21 protein-coding genes are annotated in these 16,131 nt (G+C 43.3%); 5 read left to right on the plus strand and 16 right to left on the minus strand.

Features of this window, described 5'->3' with window-relative positions; genetic code table 11:
- Positions 1 to 213: 213 nt before the first annotated feature.
- The 8 genes from trmD to MHB56_RS03145 all read right to left on the minus strand — a co-directional run bounded on the left by trmD (position 214) and on the right by MHB56_RS03145 (position 6,336).
- Positions 214 to 1,005 carry a tRNA (guanosine(37)-N1)-methyltransferase TrmD gene (trmD, locus tag MHB56_RS03110; RefSeq protein WP_076307759.1) on the minus strand — a complete coding sequence of 264 codons (792 nt, stop codon included), beginning with the start codon at positions 1,003 to 1,005 and terminating at the stop codon, positions 214 to 216.
- Positions 1,005 to 1,529 carry a ribosome maturation factor RimM gene (gene rimM, locus MHB56_RS03115; RefSeq protein ID WP_036688599.1) on the minus strand — a complete coding sequence of 175 codons (525 nt, stop codon included), beginning with the start codon at positions 1,527 to 1,529 and terminating at the stop codon, positions 1,005 to 1,007. Before rimM ends, trmD begins: the two co-directional genes overlap by 1 nt.
- Before the next feature lie 89 nt (positions 1,530 to 1,618).
- Positions 1,619 to 1,849, minus strand: a complete 231-nt coding sequence (locus MHB56_RS03120) for a KH domain-containing protein (protein WP_036688600.1) — start codon at positions 1,847 to 1,849, stop codon at positions 1,619 to 1,621.
- Between the two features lie 22 nt (positions 1,850 to 1,871).
- Positions 1,872 to 2,144, minus strand: coding sequence for a 30S ribosomal protein S16 (gene rpsP, locus MHB56_RS03125; protein WP_036688604.1), 273 nt, complete (start codon positions 2,142 to 2,144; stop codon positions 1,872 to 1,874).
- A 54-nt stretch (positions 2,145 to 2,198) separates the two neighbouring features.
- Positions 2,199 to 3,587 (minus strand): signal recognition particle protein, encoded by a 1,389-nt coding sequence (ffh, locus tag MHB56_RS03130; RefSeq protein WP_036688607.1) that lies wholly within the window; start codon positions 3,585 to 3,587, stop codon positions 2,199 to 2,201.
- A gap of 21 nt (positions 3,588 to 3,608) precedes the next feature.
- The gene (ylxM, locus tag MHB56_RS03135; protein WP_036688609.1) at positions 3,609 to 3,965 is read right to left on the minus strand and encodes a YlxM family DNA-binding protein; all 357 of its coding nucleotides are present in this window, start codon (positions 3,963 to 3,965) and stop codon (positions 3,609 to 3,611) included.
- Positions 3,966 to 4,114: 149 nt separating this feature from the next.
- The gene (gene trhA / locus MHB56_RS03140) at positions 4,115 to 4,762 is read right to left on the minus strand and encodes a PAQR family membrane homeostasis protein TrhA (RefSeq protein WP_036688612.1); all 648 of its coding nucleotides are present in this window, start codon (positions 4,760 to 4,762) and stop codon (positions 4,115 to 4,117) included.
- 56 nt (positions 4,763 to 4,818) lie between these two features.
- Entirely contained in the window at positions 4,819 to 6,336 is a 1,518-nt protein-coding gene (locus tag MHB56_RS03145; protein WP_341086985.1) for a carboxypeptidase M32, read from the minus strand.
- 163 nt (positions 6,337 to 6,499) lie between these two features.
- Here MHB56_RS03145 and MHB56_RS03150 point away from each other — a divergent pair, with 163 nt between their 5' ends.
- The 4 genes from MHB56_RS03150 to MHB56_RS03165 all read left to right on the plus strand — a co-directional run bounded on the left by MHB56_RS03150 (position 6,500) and on the right by MHB56_RS03165 (position 8,315).
- Positions 6,500 to 6,841, plus strand: a complete 342-nt coding sequence (locus tag MHB56_RS03150; RefSeq protein ID WP_341143246.1) for an iron-sulfur cluster biosynthesis family protein — start codon at positions 6,500 to 6,502, stop codon at positions 6,839 to 6,841.
- 14 nt (positions 6,842 to 6,855) lie between these two features.
- On the plus strand, positions 6,856 to 7,416 hold the full coding sequence (locus tag MHB56_RS03155; RefSeq protein WP_036688619.1) for a beta-class carbonic anhydrase: 561 nt from the start codon (positions 6,856 to 6,858) through the stop codon (positions 7,414 to 7,416).
- Positions 7,417 to 7,590: 174 nt separating this feature from the next.
- The gene (locus tag MHB56_RS03160) at positions 7,591 to 8,022 is read left to right on the plus strand and encodes a hypothetical protein (protein WP_445667756.1); all 432 of its coding nucleotides are present in this window, start codon (positions 7,591 to 7,593) and stop codon (positions 8,020 to 8,022) included.
- An 8-nt stretch (positions 8,023 to 8,030) separates the two neighbouring features.
- Entirely contained in the window at positions 8,031 to 8,315 is a 285-nt protein-coding gene (locus tag MHB56_RS03165) for a YxcD family protein (RefSeq protein WP_036689115.1), read from the plus strand.
- A gap of 47 nt (positions 8,316 to 8,362) precedes the next feature.
- Here the strand turns inward: MHB56_RS03165 and MHB56_RS03170 are convergent, their stop codons facing one another.
- The 7 genes from MHB56_RS03170 to MHB56_RS03200 all read right to left on the minus strand — a co-directional run bounded on the left by MHB56_RS03170 (position 8,363) and on the right by MHB56_RS03200 (position 14,623).
- Positions 8,363 to 9,379: a S66 family peptidase gene (locus MHB56_RS03170; protein ID WP_341143248.1), complete on the minus strand. Its 1,017-nt coding sequence runs from the start codon at positions 9,377 to 9,379 to the stop codon at positions 8,363 to 8,365.
- 160 nt (positions 9,380 to 9,539) lie between these two features.
- Positions 9,540 to 9,917, minus strand: a complete 378-nt coding sequence (locus tag MHB56_RS03175; protein ID WP_036688624.1) for a hypothetical protein — start codon at positions 9,915 to 9,917, stop codon at positions 9,540 to 9,542.
- 80 nt (positions 9,918 to 9,997) lie between these two features.
- Positions 9,998 to 10,348 carry an Asp23/Gls24 family envelope stress response protein gene (locus tag MHB56_RS03180; protein ID WP_036688625.1) on the minus strand — a complete coding sequence of 117 codons (351 nt, stop codon included), beginning with the start codon at positions 10,346 to 10,348 and terminating at the stop codon, positions 9,998 to 10,000.
- Between the two features lie 28 nt (positions 10,349 to 10,376).
- Complete coding sequence (locus tag MHB56_RS03185; protein ID WP_036688627.1) at positions 10,377 to 11,483, minus strand: AI-2E family transporter; 1,107 nt, start codon at positions 11,481 to 11,483, stop codon at positions 10,377 to 10,379.
- 41 nt (positions 11,484 to 11,524) lie between these two features.
- Positions 11,525 to 12,943, minus strand: a complete 1,419-nt coding sequence (locus MHB56_RS03190; RefSeq protein ID WP_076182735.1) for a sensor histidine kinase — start codon at positions 12,941 to 12,943, stop codon at positions 11,525 to 11,527.
- Positions 12,921 to 13,628, minus strand: a complete 708-nt coding sequence (locus MHB56_RS03195; RefSeq protein WP_170914177.1) for a response regulator transcription factor — start codon at positions 13,626 to 13,628, stop codon at positions 12,921 to 12,923. The genes MHB56_RS03190 and MHB56_RS03195 overlap by 23 nt, the downstream gene beginning before the upstream one ends.
- A gap of 155 nt (positions 13,629 to 13,783) precedes the next feature.
- Positions 13,784 to 14,623 carry a DegV family protein gene (locus tag MHB56_RS03200; RefSeq protein WP_036688632.1) on the minus strand — a complete coding sequence of 280 codons (840 nt, stop codon included), beginning with the start codon at positions 14,621 to 14,623 and terminating at the stop codon, positions 13,784 to 13,786.
- A 170-nt stretch (positions 14,624 to 14,793) separates the two neighbouring features.
- Here MHB56_RS03200 and MHB56_RS03205 point away from each other — a divergent pair, with 170 nt between their 5' ends.
- Entirely contained in the window at positions 14,794 to 15,018 is a 225-nt protein-coding gene (locus MHB56_RS03205; RefSeq protein ID WP_340010538.1) for a hypothetical protein, read from the plus strand.
- A gap of 308 nt (positions 15,019 to 15,326) precedes the next feature.
- Here MHB56_RS03205 and MHB56_RS03210 read toward each other — a convergent pair whose 3' ends face one another.
- Positions 15,327 to 16,124 carry a PHP domain-containing protein gene (locus tag MHB56_RS03210; RefSeq protein ID WP_341143249.1) on the minus strand — a complete coding sequence of 266 codons (798 nt, stop codon included), beginning with the start codon at positions 16,122 to 16,124 and terminating at the stop codon, positions 15,327 to 15,329.
- Between the last annotated feature and the right edge of the window lie 7 nt (positions 16,125 to 16,131).

Genomic DNA, 16,131 nt, shown 5'->3' on the forward strand with positions numbered 1-16,131 from the left:
CTTGCTGCATCGTAAGCTGCATATAGTATTACGCCACCTCTATCTATTACCCCAAATAGAAGAGTTCAACGCACCTATGCTCATTTGTTTTGGAAATTACGCAAAAAAATACGAGATTATAGCCCTTCTTATACTTAAGTAAACATAACAAAAACGCCTCCTTAACGTAAGATACGTTAAAAAGACGTAAAATATGCCTGTTTTATTAAAATTTTACTCCGGCTTGATTTCATTTTTCAGACGTTCCAGTGTTTTCTTGTCTTTCAATGTTAGTTCTGCACTTTCGAGCAAATCAGGTCTACGTTCAAGTGTACGCTGTAACGCTTGCTCTCTCCGCCATACTTCGATGTTGGCGTGATGGCCACTCAGCAACATATCTGGTACCTTCCAGCCGCGAAATTCAGCGGGTCGAGTGTAGTGAGGATATTCCAACAGCCCTGTACTGAACGAATCCGTGATCGCAGAGGTTTCATTTCCAAGCGCCCCTGGCTGTAGCCGAACTACTGAATCAATAACCGTCAGTGCTGGTAGTTCTCCACCCGTTAGCACATAATCGCCAATCGACAGTTCATCTGTAACCAGATGCTCCCGTATTCGCTCATCGTAGCCCTCATAATGACCACATATAAAGATTAGATGCTGCTCTTGTGCCAGTTCCTCAGCAATCTTCTGATTATAGGTCTTTCCTTGTGGGCACATAAGAATGATGCGCGGCTTCACAGAGGAAGGCGACGGGACTGCAGATTCAGAACCCTTCTCCAAAGGACTAGCCTCGATCCCCAATACATGTTCTACCGCTGCAAAGATCGGGTCAGGCTTTAGTACCATACCCCCGCCCCCGCCATACGGTGTATCATCCACACTGTTGTGCTTATTTCCTGAGAAATCACGAAAGTTCACAGCATTCAAAGATACAATCCCTTTTTCGCGTGCCTTACCAAGAATACTTGTGCTAAATACGCCTTCGCACATCTCCGGAAAGAGCGTTAGCACATCAATTCTGATCATGGCAATAGTCCTTCCATTAAGTGAACCGTAATTCGTTTGGCCTCAATGTCCACGTTCAGCACTACATCGTTAATTACAGGGATAAGGATGTCTTGACCTTTAGCAGGCTTAACAACCCACACGTCATTTGCACCTGGCTGTAAAATTTCCGTAATTGTGCCAAGCGGTTCACTTCCAGCATCATCCGTATAAACTTCACAGCCAACGATTTGGTGGAAGTAATATTCGTTCTCTGGCAGATCAACCAGATCGTTACTTGGCACCTTAAGCAAACTTCCCTTATACTTTTCCACTTCGTTAATATTGGTATATCCCTTAAGCTTAACGATAAACATACCCTTATGCTCTCGAGCGGATTCTACAGTCACTTCGAATTTTGCACTGCCATCCGCAGGAATGACGAACAGCTTCTTGTCTTTAGCGAAACGAACCTCAGGAAAATCGGTATGGGATAATACTTTAATCTCCCCGCGAATTCCATGTGTATTCACAAGCCGGCCTACGGTTAATTCTTCCGTCATATAACCCTCTCCTCTACAAGCTTCATCTATATATTTGAACAAAAAGGAGCCGGGATATACTATCCCTAGCCCCTCATTGTACGCATTATTTAAGATAAAATATCTACAGTTACGCGTTTATCGCTCTTGACTGCTGCAGATGTGACTACTGTACGGAGCGCCTTGGCGATCCTGCCTTGCTTGCCGATGACCTTTCCTACATCATCTGGATGTACGGACAGCTCATAGACAATCAAATGCTCTTTCTCCACAGCCCGTACCGTCACATCTTCTGGATGATCCACTAAAGCCTTAGCAATTACTCCAACTAATTCTTCCATAGAGGACCCTCGCAATCAGTCATTATTTCTGTTGCTTAAGCTCATGAAACTTCTTCATCACGCCTGCTTTGGAAAGCAAGTTGCGGACGGTATCAGATGCTTGCGCACCTGTTTGAAGCCATTTAAGAGCTTTTTCCTCATCGATCTTAACTACTGCCGGTTGTTCAATCGGATTATAATAACCGATTTCCTCGATAAAACGACCGTCACGAGGGGACCGGGAATCGGAAACCACTACACGATAGAAAGGCGCTTTATGCGCTCCCATTCTTTTTAGACGAATACGTACTGCCACGAAAAATCACCTCCTTATAATAGTTTCCAACATTAGTTGGACAGACATTCAAGATCATTTAAAAGGGAATTTCAGCCCTTTTCCACCACCAAGACCTTTAAGCTGCTTCATGGCATTTTTCTTGGAGGCTTTGCCGCCTCCGCCCATCATGCCGGAGAATTGCTTCATCATCTTACGCATCTCATCAAATTGTTTGATGAGGCGGTTGACCTCAGCGACTGAGGTTCCGCTGCCGGTTGCAATACGCTTGCGGCGGTTATGGTTAATGATCTCAGGCTGTTGCTTCTCCGCCTTAGTCATAGAATGAACTATGGCTTCAACGCGTCCCATTTGCTTATCGTCGACCTTTAAATCTTTAATGCCCTTGGCTTTGTTCATACCCGGGAGCATATCAAGAATTTGATCGATAGGGCCTAGCTTCTTCACCTGATCCATTTGCTCAAGGAAATCATCGAACGTAAACTCTGCATTACGCATCTTACGTTCCATTTCTTTAGCCTTGTCAGTATCAATGTTCGCCTGGGCTTTCTCAATCAGCGACAGCATGTCGCCCATACCCAGAATCCGCGAAGCCATACGTTCCGGATGGAACGGCTCCAGCGCGTCGATCTTCTCCCCTAAAGCGGCGAATTTGATCGGGCAACCGGTAACAGCTTTTACTGACAGTGCAGCACCACCACGGCTATCGCCGTCGAGTTTCGTCAATACGACCCCTGTAAGCTCAAGCTGCTTATTAAAGCTCTCGGCTACATTCACGGCGTCTTGACCCGTCATAGCATCTACTACAAGAAGTACTTCATCAGGATTTACAACATTGTGAATCTGCTTGAGTTCTTCCATTAGTTCTTCATCAATATGCAGGCGGCCTGCAGTATCGATAATAACATAATCAAGTCCGTTATCCTTCGCATGTTGTACAGCTTGTCTGGCAATTTCTACCGGACTAGTCTGATCACCAAGTGAGAATACAGGAACCTTAATCTGTTCTCCCAGCACTTGCAGCTGCTTGATAGCAGCAGGCCGGTAAATATCTCCCGCAACCAGGAGCGGACGATGATTGCCCTTCTGTAACAGCTTAGCTAGCTTACCCGAAGTGGTTGTCTTACCAGCCCCTTGTAGACCCGCCATCATAATGACGGTCGGCGGCTTGTTCGACTTGGCCAGCTTCGCTTGGCTTCCGCCCATCAGCTCGGTTAGTTCCTTGTTGACGATGTCGATAATTACCATGCCAGGCGTAAAGCTGTCCATGACTTCCTTGCCGATGGACTTTTCTTTCACCTTAGCCACGAATTCTTTAACTACCTTGAAGTTAACATCGGCTTCCAGAAGGGCTAACCGCACTTCACGCATAGCTTCGTTTACGTCTTCTTCGGATACTTTACCTTTACCGCGTAGCTTGCTGAACACATTCTGCAATCTTCCGGTTAAACCTTCAAACGCCATATGCAGATTTCTCCCTTCATGCTACTCTAACCTCTGCAAGCGATCCACGATCTCCGCGAACCGAAGTTTATATTGCTCAGGCAGCATCCCATTCTCCGGCAGTCTGCGCAGCTCTTCTAAATATTTAGTACGACTCTCATGTTTCACTAATAGTCCAAGTTTTTCTTCATAATTCTCAAGGACTTGCTCAGCCCGCTTAATATGCTCATAAACAGCTTGGCGGCTGATTTCAAATTCAGCGGCAATCTCTCCCAAGGAAAAATCATCGTGAAAATAATATTTAAGAAACGTTTGCTGCTTATCTGTAAGCAGTCGTTCATAGAAGGCAAAAAGCAAATTGATACGATTCGTTTTCTCGAGCCTATTCTCCTGACTCATTAAGGACAACCCCTTCGTCAAGGAAAAACACTTTACACCTTCACAACGTCCCTTATGATACCTAAAAGAAAGAGAGATGTCAAGCACTTTTGCTTGTCATCTCTTTCTTTATTAAAAATCCATATTTTCCGCGATAAATCCGCTTGAAATTATTGGATTGGCAGTACATAAATCAATATGGCGAAGAAATGTGTGACACTGCCTGCAAGAACAAATACATGCCAGATCGCATGATGGAACGGAAACCCTCTCCATACATAAAAAACTGTGCCTAGAGTATAAAGCACTCCGCCAGCCATCAGCAGAATCATACCACCGTCCGCTACCACTGCCGAAAGAGGATTCCAGGCGATAACAATCAGCCAACCCATAGCAATGTAGAATACCGTAGACATGAACAAAAACTTTTTAACAAAAAACGCTTTGAAGAAAACGCCAAATACTGCGATTCCCCATATAACACCAAATAAACTCCAGCCAAGTGTTCCCCGAATAGCTACTAGCAAAAAGGGTGTATACGTGCCTGCGATAAACAGATAAATAGAGGAGTGATCGAAAAATTCGAACAAATCCTTCGCCTTGCCCTCTTTGAGACTATGCACAAGTGTTGAATTGAGATACAGAAGCAGCATTGTCGTTCCATAAATGGAGAAGCTGACTACATGCCATGCCGTTCCTTTCAGACTTGCAAAAACAACAAGCAGGACAAGTGCAGCGACGCTTAATACAGCTCCGATCCCGTGCGTAATCGCATTCGCGACTTCTTCTCTCCGGGTGTAGGTGTGAGTATTTGCCATATCCATATCCTTCCGTCTAAGCTTTCTTTCTATTATACCACGCGGACCTCACTGGATTACAGTTTGTAAATCTCCGTGTATTTCTCCTCCAAATAATCAGCCAGATAATCTGGACTGAGCGGCTCACCTGTTACTTGTTCGATAATTTGCGAAGGGGTCAAGCTTTTTCCGAAACGGTAGATTTTTTCTGTTAACCATTCTTTAATCGGCAAAAGATTTCCCGCAGCAATCCATTCATCGTAGTTCGGCAGCTCCTTGCGGAGTGTATTCAAGATTTGGGCAGCATACATATTTCCCAGAGAGTAGGATGCAAAATATCCGAAGTCTCCACCGGACCAGTGCACGTCCTGCAATACACCAAGCGCATCATTAGGCGGTGTAATACCTAAATATTCTTGATATTTAGCATTCCATACCCGAGGCAGATCTTTGACAGATAGTCCTTCATTAAAAATAAGCTTTTCGATCTCGTAACGCACAATAATGTGCAGATTGTATGTAAGCTCATCTGCTTCAATTCGGATGAATGAATTTTCCACACTGTTAATAGCCCGGTAGAAATCCTCTACATCTACATTAGCAAGTTGCTCTGGGAAATGCTGCTGCAGATCACCGTAATAACGTTGCCAGAACGCACGGCTGCGGCCGATCATATTCTCCCATAGTCTCGACTGAGATTCATGAATCCCCATAGATGCGCCTTGAGCCAGTGGTGTTCCCACTAAATCTTGGCTGATATTTTGTTCGTAAAGCGCATGTCCACCTTCATGCAGTGAGCTGAAGACGGCGCTAGTCACATTATCAAGTAAATAAGCGGTCGTAATACGAACGTCACCTGGATTCAGGCCTGTAGCAAAAGGATGCACACTCTCATCCAAGCGGCCTGCGTCGAAGTCATAGCCCATTTGCTTCAGAATAAAGTTACCAAACTTTTGTTGCTGCTCTTTAGGGAAAATCTGCTGCAAGAAGCTGGTATCTGGTTTATTAGGTGAAGCAGCGATAGCTTCCACTAACGGAACCAAGCGGCTGCGGAGGCGACTGAACACTTCATCTACCTTCTCTACCGTGAGATCAGGCTCATACATATCTAGTAGCGTATCGTAACGTGTGCCATTTACACCCCAATAATCGATGAACTCTTGTTTCAGAGCTACGATTTTACTCAAATAAGGTTCAAATGTAGCAAAGTCATTGTTCTCCTTAGCTTCTTCCCAGATTGTTTGGGAATGAGCAGACAGGACAGCGTACTCTTCAAATCTTTTGGAAGGAATACTCTTACTGCGCTCATACTCTTTGCGGCAATCGTTGACGATCTTTTGTTGATTAGCTGTAAGCTGGCTCAACACTTCTGGACGGCTGAAAAATGCTGTGAAGTCACCCATCTCCTGTGAAATCTCAAGTCTGAACAATTCTCCACTCAGCATCCCAATCGTACCGGAACGAACTTCTACTCCCTTTCGTGGTGCACCTGTGCGCAAATCCCAGTGCATTAATTCTATGGCCTCTGAATATCCACTAATTTTTGCTAATAACTCGCTGAATTGTTCCCATCGTTCCTTTACTTGTTGTTCCATTCTACTCCACCTGCTTTCTCTGTTTTACAGACTCCTCTTGATGATACTTTTTTGAATGAGTATAATCAACTTCAGAGATTACATCTCTAATTTTAAATATTTAATGAGTTACATAAGAAGCAGAGCATGCTTCGAACAAAAATCAAGGAGCGTGAACAGGGCTATGATGATTCAAGTTACACCTCTCGCAGAAAGGAAGTTGAAGGAAAGGCTTGGAGATCAGCCAGGATTTTTCAAGCTCTTTTATGATACGGTAGGCTGCGGGTGTGACGGAATTAATGTGTTACTGATTGTTTCAGAAGTGGAGCAAGGCGATTCTAGGATAGAGACGAATTCTCTTCCCTTTATCGTAAGCCGGCAACAGGAAATCTTTTATGAAGACAAGCTGCGACTCGATGCAGAGGAACGTTTCTCTTCCTATAAGCTGGTCAGTGATTCTCAGATTTATGGCAACAATATCATGGTAAGAGATATGCGCAACGTAAGTACAATTCAAGGAATTTAAGGGAGGAAGCTAATATGAGCCACGTATCAGAAATTATTAACTTTAATAAAAGTTTTGTAGAGAATAAGGACTATGAAGCTTATTTAACCAGTCGTTATCCTGACAAAAAAATGCTGATCATCACCTGTATGGACACTAGACTCGTTGAATTATTGCCGAAAGCCATGAATTTCAAAAATGGTGATGTCAAAATCATCAAAAATGCTGGTGCGGTTATTTCTCAACCTTTTGGTAGTGTTATGCGTAGTGTAATGGTAGCTCTATATGAACTAGATGCTGAAGAAGTAATCGTGGTTGGACACTATGAATGCGGTATGGCCTCCCTCAATGCGGACCATATGATCAATTCCATTAAAGAACGTGGAGTATCTGAAGAAGTGCTGTCTACACTGGAGAATTCCGGAATCAAACTTACAAAATGGCTGCGTGGGTTTGACAATGTCGAAGAAGGGGTAATTCAGACTGTGGACCTGATTAAACGTCATCCACTGCTTCCCCCTAATGTACCTATCCATGGCATGATCATCGATCCGGCAACCGGAGCGCTTGAGCTTGTCGCTGATGGGTATAAGTAATGAATGACGACTCTCTAACTGCTGTTTGCGTGGATCCTGGATCCACGCTTTTTTTGTGTATAAAAGTATAAATTATGATAAATAAAATTGAAACCTTGTGGGGCATGTCTGCGTATTATCGACCATACACAAAAATTCATGCTCACAGGAGGGTTTTCGTACTAAATGAAACCAATGAAACGCGTAATGATGATTCTAATGGCCTTCACTCTGTTTTTTGCAGTGGTTGCTCCAGACTTTGCCGATGCACGTCGAGGTGGCGGCGGATTCAAATCCGGCACTCGCAGCTATTCAACAACCCCAAAAAAATCAACAACAACAAATAACATCAAAAAAAGTGACAGCACTAAAAGCTCCACAGCAGGATCTGCTGCTAATACGAAACGTGGATTCTTCAGCGGCGGCAGCTTAATGAAGGGCATGATGATCGGTGGTTTGGCCGGATTATTATTCGGTGGAATGTTTGGTGGAATGGGAGCTTTTGGTGACTTCCTAGGCTTTGCCGTTAATATGCTAGCTATCTATGTACTGATTATGCTCGTGATGTCCTTCTTCCGTCGTAGAAAAGAACGTCGCCGCTTAGAAGAACAGAATGGTCGTTACTAATGTCTACAATCGTTCTAAGCATGGATGAGATCATCAATGCCCTCTGTCTGCACATGGCGGAACGAAAGGCTGTTCGCCCAGAGGATGTTCAGGTGGAACTGAGCTGGGAAGAAGATACCGGTTACTCTGCAGAGGTTTGGGTACAGGGCCGCAGTCAATTTCTAGTGGAGTCCAATATGATTGAAGCGATCCTGCGTTACATGCTCAGCGAATATGGTGTTCGCGCCTATCGTGAAGATGTAAGACTGGACCTGGATGAGGAAATCACAGCGATTGTAAATACAGGGAACTAATGATAGTAAAAGGGACAACCCAAGGGGTTGTCCTTTTTGATATAACGCTATTCATAGAAATATTGCTTTACCGTCCCTACTCCGTCTGCCACTTCAATTTCTGCATAAGCTCCATTAATAAAAGTAACCTGCGGCGGTACATGACCACAATCGATATCATAAACGATCGGTACCTTAAGCTCTTCAGAAAGTTCAGCATAGATATCCTCGGCAGTATAGTTATCCACAGGCCGATTAGCTGGACTTCTGCCAAACATAATCCCCGAACAATTCTCAAACCACCCTGCCAGCTTCATCTGCACTAAAGATCTGCGTAAATCCGCTGTGTTCAATTCACAATTTTCCAAATACCAAACTATAGGTTCGTCATGAATCATTTCTTGCTGAAAATGCTGGAGCTTTCCATAGGGCGTGCCGATTAAATGCCTAATTACATCTATACAACCACCCAACAGACGTCCTTTCATCGTTACAGCATCTGTAGTTAGAGACTTCCAATAAGTCTCCTCTGTCAAATGAAACACGCATGGCGATGGCACATCATGTTGCCATTCCCGCTGATATTTAAGAGATGAATGCTGGACAATGGACTCACCCACTGGTGTCTCTAGAACCGCCTGCCAGAGGGCTGTAGTATCATCCGAATACTCTCCCCGTAAATCAATGAGATTCGCTCCGTGGGCAGTAGCCAACCCGGTTGTCAGCGTGACCGCAAGCAGCAAGACGCTTATATCTGAATATCCCACGATCCATTTGTCCTGCAAAGCATCAAAATCAATAAATTCCAGAGCTTCAATTAACAATTCCCCGCCCCAAGGCGGAATAAGGATATCAATTCCATCATCTTTGATCATCTCATTAAACTCATGACCTCGAACATTGGCTGGTGCAGATTTAGCCTTATCTTGCTTCCATGCCGTTTCGCCGATAATGACATTAAATCCTTGCGACTTCAACCGGCTGGAGGCCAGTGTAAGAAGTTCTGCATTTTGAATGCCTACTCCAGATGAAGGTGCTGTAACGCCTATCGTCGCATTTTTTTTCAGAAAAGGGTATCTAATCATATGCCACCTCCCAGAGTTTGTACCCATTATATCCCTAAAGTGATAATGAGAACACCTCCTTCTAACACATACTTTACGCCTACAAAAAAAGGACCTGGCGGGATGCGTCAACGTATGACCACAAATCCTGCACATGTCCTTCTTCAATTAAACCCAAGCACTAGATTAAAGAGATAGCAAGCAGTTCAAACAACACAAGCGGTAAAATCACATTATTATTGTATGGGGGACCTGGATAAGGTCCTGGATATGGGCCAGGTCCCGGGCCCGGATGAGGATGATAAGGCTGATGAGGGTTGTAAAACCCGCGGGGCATTTGCCCATTAGCTGCAACGTTCAGATACAAGTGTTTATTATCTACTCCGGCTATAACGCCTTCATGTACAAAGCCATCTATTGTCTGTACGTTCACCTTATGGTTAAGGTATGGCTTGCAAGATTGATGTAGGGAATCACGGACACCGTGCAGGTGCCGGATCACAGCAGGATCGGCCTGATAAATCACATTCTGTTGCTGCCCAGTGTTAAATGTCGACATGGATGTTCTGACCTCCGTAAATGGATTTGCTCCATTCTATGCAGAAGCCTAGATTACGGTGCCTATTAAATGGGCTATTCTTAGAATGGCAGAGCGACCTTCTCAACCTTAACATTTACGGAAACTAGAGACAGTCCCATCATATTCTCAACAGCATTTCTTACATTTTGCTGCAGCATATAGCAGACCTCTTGAATCACACATCCGTAATTAACTATGACCTGAAGATCGATGGCAACATCCACTTCTTTTACTTCAACGGACATTCCTTTTTTTACATTTTTACCGCTTAGACGTTTAGCCCAGTTGTCCGAGATACTGCTTCCTGACATGCCGGCAATACCCGGTGTGTCCAGAACCACTTGCCCGACGATCGAAGTCACCACATCATCTGAAATATGAATTAGTCCTTGCTCCGTTCCTTCATTCATAGAAATCCCTCCATAATGTTTTATTAACTTAAGAGATATCAGGACTCTCCTCTACCTCTATCTCTACCCGGCGTTGCTTGACAAACAAATAATAGGCCTTGGTCAAGACGATTTTAACAATCATATACAGCGGAATAATCAGCAATATCGCAATGATCCCGCCTAAATCACCGCCAACTAATACCAGGATAATCGTTGTCAGTGGATGAATATCGAGCTTTTTCCCAAAGATGTAGGGAGCGATTAAATTATCCTGTATCTGCTGCGCTACCAGAACAATGATGATGGACCAGACGGCTATAGACGGCGATTGAATGAATCCGATGATGAAAATAGGGATACTAGACAGTATCGCACCAATAAAAGGCACGAAGTTCATCACAACTGCGATTACAGTCAACAGCAATGCATATTGCAGGCCGATAATAAGGAAACCAATATACATCAGAACGCCTAAGGCTAAATTAACAAGCACCCGGCCCACGATAAAGCCACTAAGCGCACTGTCGATTTCAGTCATCATTGTAGTTCCTTCTTCACGATACTTCTTTGGAAAGAAACTTACAATCTTACGTCCGAATTTCCCACCTTCCTTAAGCATGTAGAATAACATAATCGGAAAGGTGAATAAAATGATCGCGAAATTCGAAACAAAAGAGAACAATCCTGATACGTAATTCGTTAACAGCGTAAACCCTTTATTCAAATAATCCGTCAATGTGGAGGCTGGATTCGCATCAGCAGGGATCAACGCAGACAGAAATTCATTATCTTCTAGTTTCAATAGCTGTTGATTCAAGGAGGCAATGAGATTCGGCATATTATCGACGAAATTAACTAATTGTGTGCGAAGTGAAGGCCAAACGCCGATAATAAAAGCAAACAGAAGCACTAAAATAACTACATATACGATGATAATCGCCAAAGAACGATTCAGCTTATATTTCTCCAAGGTATCGATCAGTGGCCGCAGCAGGTAATAAAAGAAACCCGCCAGCATTAAAGGCACTATAATGACACTGAACAAAGACAGGATCGGTGTGAATAAAAAATCTACGCGTGAGCCTAAAAATACAATGCCTAACACTAAAAGAATCGCTAGACAAACTCTGATGAAATTGTTCAGTTTAGCCATACTTTCTCTCCCGTCTTCTGATTTGGATGTCTTCCAGCTCGTTATTTCGGAATCCGGATGGTGAATACCGTAGGTTCCTTCTTTCGTCGACTGAGATGAAGCGTCCCCCCCATTTTCTCTGTATTTTTCATAGCTATCGAGAGACCTAGCCCTGTTCCTCCCGAAGCTGTCCGCGCTTTATCTCCCCGAACAAACGGATCAAACATTGTGGACCACAGCTCTTCTGGAATACCCACTCCAGTATCAGCGATTTCAATCGTGACTTCTTTCTCCAAAGGGATCACCTCCACACGCAAATGTGTACCTGGAGGATTATAGATCAGTGCATTGGAGATCAAATTATGAACCACACTCGAGAGCAGCTCCGCATCAAAGTTCAAGAACACATCCTCTTCGGGAACATTTAGATGCAAAACAAAGTTCTTTTGTTCAATCTCTCCGTACGTATCTGCAATGATTTCACGAATAAATTCGCCCAGTTCTTGATGTTCCATTCGTAGCAAGAAATCCGGTGAATCTATTTTTAACAGCTCCAGCATGTTCTGAATCAGCTTAGTAACTTGTGAGGATTTATTATAAATATAGCTTAAATATCTTTTTTGGCGTTCTTCATCCTCGCCTCTACCCTCTACAAGCGCCTGGGCAAAGCCCTGTATACTCGTTATCGGCGTCTTCAGATCGTGGGATAGATCAACCATCATCCGTTTCTTACTTTCCTCTGCCTGGCGTTTTTCTTTGGTCGTCTTTTCAATTACGTCTGCCATATAATTAAAAGTCTCTCCAATTTGCGAAAATTCCTTCTCTGCATATAAAGCGATTCGAGTATCATAATTCCCCTGAATCATCTGCTTCAATCCAAGCGTGATGATACGCAGTGGTTTCCTGATTCGCCGCGCCACCCAATAGCTGTACACGATAATTAGCAAAAGAATCATTCCCACACCCAAAAAGACGTAGTATGAGAGCGAATGATTAAAGTAGGCCACGAAGGGATCACTATTAATGGTGATGGTGATAGCTTCCCGCGGCAGCTTCAAGAGCAGCCACTCCGATTCGCTCTGAGCATTTAGCGTGGTCAACGAATAAAAGTAAGCTTGATCTTCTCCATTTTCCAAACTTTTTAAAAGCTGGTTACTGGTATATTGGGTTACACCGTCTTTTTTTTCTCCAACAACCTTGGTGACCTTCATGTCTTGATCCAAGACCTCGATCCATCCCCCGCTACGCAGAAGACGTTTGGTTTCTATCCCATGCTCCAGATTATCTCGATAAGCACTAGCTTCCACCTTCAAATCAGGATCAGCGATTTTATTTTTTTCAAAAATATGGGTCACATCAAGATTAATAAACAAATAATATACAATCACGAGAAAAAACAAAATACAGATAAACAACAAAAAATCCAGCGTCAGCGATGATTGTAAAGGTCGTTGATCTCTATTGCTCCATAGGCGCTTCAATTTTGTATCCCAGCCCTCTAATAGTCTTTAAATATACTGGCTTTTTGGAATCTTCCTCAATTTTTTCCCGGATATTGCTGATATGTACCATGATACTATTATCTTCGTACACATAGAAATCTTCCCACACGGCCTCATATATTTTTTTGCGTGTAAAGACTCGTCCAGGCTGCTTCATCATTAGTTCCAAAATTTTGTACTCGGTAGAAGTAAGCACCACAGGTTCACCTGAACGATAGAGCAGACACTGGCTTTGATCCAGCATTAATTCACCTAATACAATCTGCTCAGCTTCTTTTTCCTCAACGACTTGCGCATCGAAATGATGTACACGACGCAGCAGTGCTCCAACACGGGCTACTATTTCCAATGGATTAAACGGTTTCGAAATATAATCGTCGGCTCCTAGTTCAAGACCCAGAATCTTGTCATGATGTTCGCTTTTGGCGGATAAAAATAACACTGGAAAATGATGAACCTCGCGGATCTTTTTCAATAATTGCAATCCATCCAGACCCGGCATCATAATATCCAGAATTGCCAAATCAACTTTATGGTTCTGTACCTGCGTTAAGGCTTCAGTACCACTGTTCGCTTCCAAAATGTTGTACTCTTTCTCTAAATATAATCTTAGCAATTCCACAATTTCTGCTTCATCATCAGCGATCAATATTGTATACATGATAATCCCCCCATCTAACTATATTCTGTGATTATTAACAGAGCCTAAACACAATCTAAAGAATAGCTAAATTATCACATAGGAATAAAATAAAAATCGCACACGGGAAACCGTCCCATGTACGATCGTAATTTGTCTGGATTGTGAGGATCACTACTTTAAAAAGCTACGCCAATTCCGCCTTCCCCAGCATAGGTTCCCATCACCGGCCCCATGCTTGAGAGTAAGACTTCTTTGAAGGGATGCTTTAGTAAAATGCGTTCTTTAATCTCGAGTGCCAGCTTCTCACAATTACTGTGTACAATAGCGATAACCGCTTTCTCGTAATCATGCTGCTTCTCATCCAAATGCGCTAGCAGACGATTCAGTGCTTTTGGAAGACCCCGGGTCTTCTCCACTACTTCGACAGTGCCTTCTTCGCTGATTTTGAGCAGCAACTTTATATTGAGTACAGACGCTACGGCTCCCGAGAGCCGACTTAGACGTCCGCCTTTCATTACATTCTCCAGAGTGTCCAGCGTAAAATAAGCGTTAACTTCCTCTATCTGCTGAAGTACCTTTTCCTTGAGCTCTTGCAAGCTTGAACAAGTTAAGGACCACTGCGCCGCCAGGCCGACAATCAATGACAGCCCGCCTGAGAAGTTTTTGGAATCTATAACCTCTATTGCATTGGTATGTCCTTCATCCTTATACATTTCCATAGCAATCATAGCTGTCTGATAAGTGCTACTAATATTAGAGGACATACAAATGACCATAATGTCAGTTCCCTCCTCCACTTGCTTGAACTTCTCAAGGAATTCGTTGGGACTTGGACTAGCTGTGGTAGGCAGCTCCTTGGATTCGCGCATTTGAGCATAAAAGCTTTTCGTGTCCGTATCTGCCGGCATTAACTCATGCCCAAAATGAACCGGTAGGTGGATCACGGAAACATTATACTTCTCCATGTAGTCAAGGGGTAGGTCTGAACCGCTGTCTGTTATGATCTTGATTGCCATAATATAAGTACTCTCCTTTCAATATCAGTACTATTATAGCCACCATAAAATGAAATCTCCAGTAACCTTTATAACTTGAAAAATTCTTCGATCTGTGCTATGTCTTTCTTCCTTAACTTGTCCTTATATGATATGGTTTATGAATAAGCGTATAGAAATGGAGTGTATGTATGAGTAAGGGTAGAGTATGGAACAGAGGCAAACATGATGGTACAGGACTATCGAGGAAAAAAACTGTAGATCAAGAGGGTGCAGATTCTACTGAAACTGAATCTACAGAACCTTCGAATGAACCTTCCAATTCAAGAATTGATACCGTAAAACCGATGAATCGCACGAATTGGGTGACCAGACCCACCCGAGTCAGCAATAAAGATTCGAAAGACAAACGATAATTCATACATTCTAAGATTTGAGGACCCAGATGACGTTATTGGCAAATTTCCAGCCTTTTGAGCAGAGTTTCGGACTCCAGAGCCGTTATTCCGTAGAATGAGGTTCATATATGGTGTTTTTAGTGCCATTAGTGGCTATGCGGTCCGTTAGCATCCCAAATGTGGAGTAAAACTGCGTTTAAGGTCATCTGTGTCCGATAGTTATCTTTGTACATGCAAAAGTAATGAAATCCAGCGAACAACAAAAAGGGTTGTCCCAGTAGCCATTTCATCATTTCATGGCTTATGGAACAACCCTCTTCTATTTTCTACGCCATATATCCTAACTCCGCTTCATCTCTGGAGGGAGCTTCGCCAATTAACTGCTTCAATAGTTTTTTCATCATTACCGAAGCCTTTACTTTGGTATGAAGACACGGAGAAACCTCTATTTCATAGTTCCCTTGTTTGATAGCTTCCTTCAATTCTTCCACAGTTGAGCAGGAGTCTTGCAGTCGATTCACAACACTGCCATATTGCAAACACTGATGACTGTCACTGCCAGCAATTACAGGCACACCCAGCTTCTCTGCAAAGGGCGTGATCAGGTTTTTATAAGTCTCCACCCCCTGCATGTAAATATCCTTAGCGTTGAAATCAAAAGCATCTAATCGCTGAAGCAATGCCGGATCCAGTTGATGTAAAGGCGTAGAAGTTCGGAAGGGGTGGGCTCCGATTTTCCAAAGATTATGTTCATCGGCCATATCAAGCAACTGCTTAAACGGTATGAAATTCCCCTCCTGAGTATGCTCATCTAGTAAAGCGCGGACAGCTAGAACATTCTCCTTCAGTCCGATCAACAGGATATGACCTGTCTCCGCGATATCCACTTCCATGCCTGGAAACAGTTTAAGTCCGTTCACATCGTAATAATGCCCGTTATAGGGATAAGTCTGATCCAGCGCATCATACATCGCAAAGAAATTATAAGTATTAAAATGCTCGGTCAATGCTACAGCCTGTAATCCATTTGCCTTGGCTTCGAACATCATCTCCGCAAAATATTCGGGGGAAAACGTAGATTTTTTAGATAATTTACCATGGGTATGCAGATCAATATTCATCATGTCTAAT

This window comes from Paenibacillus sp. FSL H8-0315, from assembly GCF_038005365.1.
Classification (GTDB): domain Bacteria; phylum Bacillota; class Bacilli; order Paenibacillales; family Paenibacillaceae; genus Paenibacillus_AQ; species Paenibacillus_AQ odorifer.